Here is a 5139-nt window from a genome sequence, read left to right as displayed (position 1 = left end):
TGAGAAGCCTGATTTTCAGGCTTACCACCCTCACATATCATAGAAGAATCTTATTTACAGACTTTTTCTCATAGTCTCATGACCGATAGCTTTTAATCTTCGCCTTGAAGATGGAGTTTGTCGCATTTGGAGTTCTTTACGAAGTTTGGAATAATTAGCACGTTTCTGCTTGATAGCTTTTCCACTAACAAATCCAGACTTGTGATGACTGTCATAGGTTGCAACAACGAAGTTAATTCCTCTGTCAATGCCTACGACATTACAAATGTCAGAAATATTACTTTCTTCGACATCATAAGTTACGGGTATGTGAAGATAATATTTGCCATGTTTGTTTGTGAGCTTAGCTGTACCAAACCTATAGATTGTGTGGTCAAAATATTTAGACATACCTTCAGCGAAATATGGCAGTTTAACACGACCATTCAGCGTATTCACAGAAAAACAGTTTTGCGTTAAAGAATAATCTCTGTTCCAAACTAAATCATACTGAGGTTTCTTGAAGGTTGGTCGTATCCATTTATTTTGATTTTCGAGAATAGTTCTATATCTTGCAATGACCGTTTTCAAAACGGACTGAGCCATTTGCGATTTCAGACCAAATTTTTCTCTTAGAGTAGAATACAAAACTTTATTCAGTGAAAACTGCTTTAAATCATGAGTTTGGAATACATAGCCTGAAACATAATTACAGGCATCACGATAAACAGACATAGTTTCATCAAGCAAAACTTTATCTGCATCAGTAGCGGCTATTTGAACTTTTGCGGTTATAGTCATCTGTTCCATAGATGTACTCCCTTCATTGATATTTCACTAGATATAATATATAATAATAGATAGTGAAAGTCAATTATTATCAGAGGTAGACTATGGACAATAGATATAATCGTCATAACAGACGAAAATACAGTCTAAAAGTATATATAGTTCTTGTAACTAAATATCGTAAGAAACTACTAAAAGGTTCTATTGCTGACGATGTTAAGCAAAAGATTTTTGATATACCCAATACTCGTGGCTACGAAATAATCGCTATGGAAGCAGACAAAGACCACATGCATTTCTTAATAAGTTATGATACGACTGATAGGGTTTGTGACATTGTTAAGATTGTAAAACAAGAAACAACATATTGCCTATGGCAAAAGTATGGTTCGTTTCTGTCTAAACAATATTGGAAGAAAAGGATATTTTGGTCAGACGGATACTTTGCTTGCAGTATTGGAGAAGTATCGTCAGCGACTATACAAAAGTATATTGAAAGTCAGGGTTAATGGCTAAAGATTAACAAGGCTCCTCCCACCACCTGAAGGTAGTGGGTTTCCGCCTATGGCAAACGAAAGGATTTAATTTATGAAAAAATGGTATAAAAGAGTCTTGGAATTTGAATCCAAGACTCTTTTTGTTTATGAATCTTTCCCAAGCAGCCAATCGGGAAGGTATTTTACCTGTATGCCGTTATAGTTGCCGGGAGTGAAACGATCTGCGGTAAGGACAATTTTTTCGTAGTTGTCTCTGATATTCGATAATGGTTTGAGTTCACGCTCAAAGGTTTCTTTTGCAGTCATATCCGCAGTAACTTGAATATAGCTATAGACACCATTTTTTTCAGCAACAAAATCCACTTCCGTGTTTCCAACCTTTCCAATCATCACCCGATACCCTCTGCGAAGAAGCTCGAAGAAAACAATGTTTTCAAGAGAAAATCCAAGGTCATAATTCTGGCGTGGCAGGATATAATTACGCAGACCGAGGTCTACGATATATAATTTTCTGTTTGCTTTTAAGAGCTGTTTGCCGACAATATCAAACCGTTCTGCAGGATAGAAAATAAAGGATTCTATCAGAGCATCTACATAGTCGCTCACCGTATTGGGAGATAGTTTTCTGCCGTTTGAAGTTAAATAATTTGTGATGCTCCTGATAGAAACAGGATTACCGGCTACACTGGCAAGATACTTTGCAATGGTTTTCAACAAAACAATATCTGTAATTTTTCTTTTTGATGGTTCGCTCTCTTTTCTGGCTTGTCTATCCTCTATATCCTTTACAATAACGGTATTATAAATGCCCTCTAAATAGGTTTCGACCTTTTCTGAGGTACGATTCATTACAGCGATGTAAGGCAGTCCGCCGTCACGCAAATACTCTGCAAGGCCTTGTTCGGTATCAAGAGCAGTAATGTCGAGGAATTCCGTGAATGAAAGGGGCAGCATTTTGATTTCAACATATCGTCCGGTCAGCAGAGTAGCCAAATCGCTGGACAGCATATACGCATTGGAACCGGTGATGTATATATCAATATCCGGCTTAACATACAGACTATCAACTACCTTTTCAAATGCGGCTACCTTCTGAATTTCATCCAGAAAGATATAAGTTTTTTTCCCAACGCACAAGTGATTTTTGAGATATTCATATAATTTCCGATAGTCCAGAAGTTCCTCATATTCCAGCTCCTCAAAATTGACAGAAACAATCTGTTCGGCAGAAACTCCATTTGCTTTCAGCCATGTTTGATATTGCAGGAGCAGGGTGGATTTACCGCAACGTCTGATGCCGGTTATTACTTTGATTACCTGCTCGTCTTTCCATTGAGCCAATCGTTCCAAATATTCTTTTCTCTCAACCAATGGAATCACCTCCGATAAATAGTATTCCGATTATAGCACAAATCATGCTAAAAATCAATTTATGTGCCGAAACGGAAATACAATGCTGTTTTTTTTATGTTGTATTTCTATTTCAGAACATTTATGGAGCGAAATCAGTCCTCGGTTGGAAAATGGATAATATTGTTCTTATTGAGAATACTATCTAACTTGTTGAGCTCCGTAGCTTCACTCAGCTCTCTGGCAGTTTCGGCGGTTATGTTTGGAACGATTTCGTCAAAGAACAGCTGGCGAGCCTTTGTAATTGTACTTGCTGAACAGCCTAATTGTTGTAGTGTATATATCAGATAGCCTGCGATATGGGCGTTGAATGCTCCTGTTTCTATGATTTCGTCTTTCTCCTCCTCACTTTTATACATCATTTCATAAAATAATGAAATGGATTCATTTTCCTCGTCCCAATCATCGTCAATATCGGAAAATGGTTCATCATCATACTCATCATCAAACAACGCTTCTTCATTTGTCTTTTGGCGGTAGATATCAGACAAAAGTGGATCAAGGAGCGGATCGGCTTCCCAACCGAGTAAATAGCCTGCGGTTGTGTGCAGCACATTGGCTATGCGGCGGGCCAATTCATAGGGAAGTTGTTTTTTATCAGTTTCGTAGCTTTTCAGGATAAAAATGGGTACATCTATTTTATCTGCCAATTCAGAGAGTTTAAGCTTTTCTATCTTCCGGCAATATTTCATTCGCCTTCCTGTAGTTGAGAGTCTTTTTTCGCTAATACTCATATTGAACACCTCATTTCTTTTTGTGTAGGCTTATTATAGCATAGCGGATAAGCCGGATGCCACTAATCGAACCACCAAGTTTGTAAAAAGGAATCAGTGCATTCTATTGACACTATACTCCCAAAGGAGTATAGTTATAGGTAGGAAGGGGATGGTAATAATGAGAAAGCTATACCATGGTTCCGAAAAGATAATTCAGAAGCCTATTTATGGGCAAGGGAAAAAATATAATGATTATGGTCTGGGGTTCTATTGCACAGATAGCATTGATATGGCAAAAGAGTGGGGCGTAAAGAAGGATACAGACGGATATGCAAACTGCTATGAATTGGATTGTAACGGTCTTACCATCTTAAATCTGAATGATAGTCAGTATTGCATTTTGCACTGGCTGGCAATCCTTTTGCAAAAGCGTGAGTTTGATATTCCTTCCGGACTGGCACTTGAGGCAAAGGAGTATATTTTAGATAAATTTTCTATTGATTATGAGCGGTATGATGCGATTATCGGTTATCGTGCGGATGGTAGCTATTTCTCATTTGCACAGGATTTTATCAATGGCACCATTTCTTTCCGGCAGTTGAATCATGCAATGTATTTAGGAAAACTTGGACAGCAGTTTGTTTTAAAAAGTGAAAAGGCATTCTCACAGATAAAATTTTGCGGATACGAAATCGCAGCTGCTGATGAATGGTATCAGAAGAAAATGCTCCGGGATAAAAGTGCTCGCAGAGAATATTTTGATGTAGAAAGAAACAGGAGACAGAAAGGTGATATTTTCATTCCGCAGATTATAGACGAGGAGATGACGAGTGATGATTCACGCTTACGATAAGGTATATCTGGAAAAAGCAAGAACGGCACTCGGTCGTATGTTGGATTTTGCTGTATATGATTTAAAATATGAAATCGGGGATTTTTGGGGATTGTTCCTTGCTTCCGGCATTGCAAAACGCTTTGGAGAAGGTGATTTTCAACTTCTGGTGGGAATGTCGGGCGTTGAACTGGCATATAAGGTGCTGGAATGTTCGGGAATCGAAAATGAACGAATAAAACCGATGTATGCAGAAAACCGAAGCGAAGAATACTGGGCAGGATGGGCATTGTCTTATTATCAATGGGAAGCAGGTATGTCCTTTGCGGAGATGAACCTGTATGTGCCAATCAAAGAGGTATTGGGTATGTATGATCCTTTCCATGAAATGGATATCCGACAGTTTGTCGATGCAATGAATGTTCTGTATAAAGAGCGAAAAAAAGAAACAAATTTGAAAATACACCGCCATAAAGCGGGCTTAAGCCAAAAGGAATTGGCGGAATTAGCGGGCATTCCAATTCGGACAATTCAGCAGTATGAACAGCGGCAGAAGAACATCAATAAAGCTCAGGTACAATACTTAATTGCTTTGTCTAAGGTATTATGCTGCGAGATCAGTGATTTGGTTGAATATTTGGATTGAAGTAGACTGAGAACAAAAAATAGATAATATAAGAGAAACCTGTACTTCGGGACACGGTGTCCCAAAGCGGGAAAGGTGAGATACAATAAGAACCACGAGAAGAGCGGATGCTACAGTTGCTCTTTTTTGTATCAAGAGATTAAAATGAAAAAGAACGATAGGGAAAAGAAATAAATTTTCCGACTTTTGCAAATTGGGGTGTTCGATTTGATGAAATCGTATTTTTACTGTGGTAAAATACGGATAATTCAATCAATCATTTATCTGAAA

At 38.1% G+C, this 5139-nt stretch carries 6 protein-coding genes; 3 read left to right on the top strand and 3 right to left on the bottom strand.

The window, feature by feature from the left end; translation table 11 throughout:
• Positions 1–54: 54 nt before the first annotated feature.
• A complete protein-coding gene (locus GPK49_RS05840) occupies positions 55–789 on the bottom strand; it encodes a hypothetical protein (RefSeq protein ID WP_444876942.1) in 735 nt (244 codons plus the stop codon).
• Between the two features lie 83 nt (positions 790–872).
• On the opposite strand from GPK49_RS05840, the gene tnpA reads away from it, so the two are divergent.
• A complete protein-coding gene (gene tnpA / locus GPK49_RS05835; protein WP_215677012.1) occupies positions 873–1277 on the top strand; it encodes an IS200/IS605 family transposase in 405 nt (134 codons plus the stop codon).
• 132 nt (positions 1278–1409) lie between these two features.
• Here tnpA and GPK49_RS05830 read toward each other — a convergent pair whose 3' ends face one another.
• Positions 1410–2645 (bottom strand): ATP-binding protein, encoded by a 1236-nt coding sequence (locus GPK49_RS05830; protein WP_318283851.1) that lies wholly within the window; start codon positions 2643–2645, stop codon positions 1410–1412.
• Positions 2646–2770: 125 nt separating this feature from the next.
• Positions 2771–3409: a helix-turn-helix domain-containing protein gene (locus GPK49_RS05825; protein ID WP_215677010.1), complete on the bottom strand. Its 639-nt coding sequence runs from the start codon at positions 3407–3409 to the stop codon at positions 2771–2773.
• A gap of 160 nt (positions 3410–3569) precedes the next feature.
• Between GPK49_RS05825 and GPK49_RS05820 the strand changes: the two genes are divergently transcribed.
• Both GPK49_RS05820 and GPK49_RS05815 read left to right on the top strand, forming a co-directional pair.
• Positions 3570–4244: a DUF3990 domain-containing protein gene (locus GPK49_RS05820; protein ID WP_215677009.1), complete on the top strand. Its 675-nt coding sequence runs from the start codon at positions 3570–3572 to the stop codon at positions 4242–4244.
• Positions 4225–4869 carry a helix-turn-helix domain-containing protein gene (locus tag GPK49_RS05815; protein ID WP_215677008.1) on the top strand — a complete coding sequence of 215 codons (645 nt, stop codon included), beginning with the start codon at positions 4225–4227 and terminating at the stop codon, positions 4867–4869. The genes GPK49_RS05820 and GPK49_RS05815 overlap by 20 nt, the downstream gene beginning before the upstream one ends.
• Positions 4870–5139 lie beyond the last annotated feature (270 nt).

This window comes from Clostridium sp. MCC345 (genome assembly GCF_018785345.1).
Lineage (GTDB): Bacteria > Bacillota > Clostridia > Lachnospirales > Anaerotignaceae > Anaerotignum_A > Anaerotignum_A faecicola.
This window is presented reverse-complemented; position numbering and strand designations above follow the sequence as displayed.

What these genes read in the sequence shown, in the direction of transcription:
- tnpA (WP_215677012.1), top strand. Translation starts at nt 873, where the DNA reads ATGGACAATAGATATAATCGTCATAACAGACGAAAATACAGTCTAAAA.
- GPK49_RS05825 (WP_215677010.1), bottom strand. Translation starts at nt 3,409, where the DNA reads ATGAGTATTAGCGAAAAAAGACTCTCAACTACAGGAAGGCGAATGAAA.
- GPK49_RS05815 (WP_215677008.1), top strand. Translation starts at nt 4,225, where the DNA reads ATGATTCACGCTTACGATAAGGTATATCTGGAAAAAGCAAGAACGGCA.
- GPK49_RS05840 (WP_444876942.1), bottom strand. Translation starts at nt 789, where the DNA reads ATGGAACAGATGACTATAACCGCAAAAGTTCAAATAGCCGCTACTGAT.
- GPK49_RS05820 (WP_215677009.1), top strand. Translation starts at nt 3,570, where the DNA reads ATGAGAAAGCTATACCATGGTTCCGAAAAGATAATTCAGAAGCCTATT.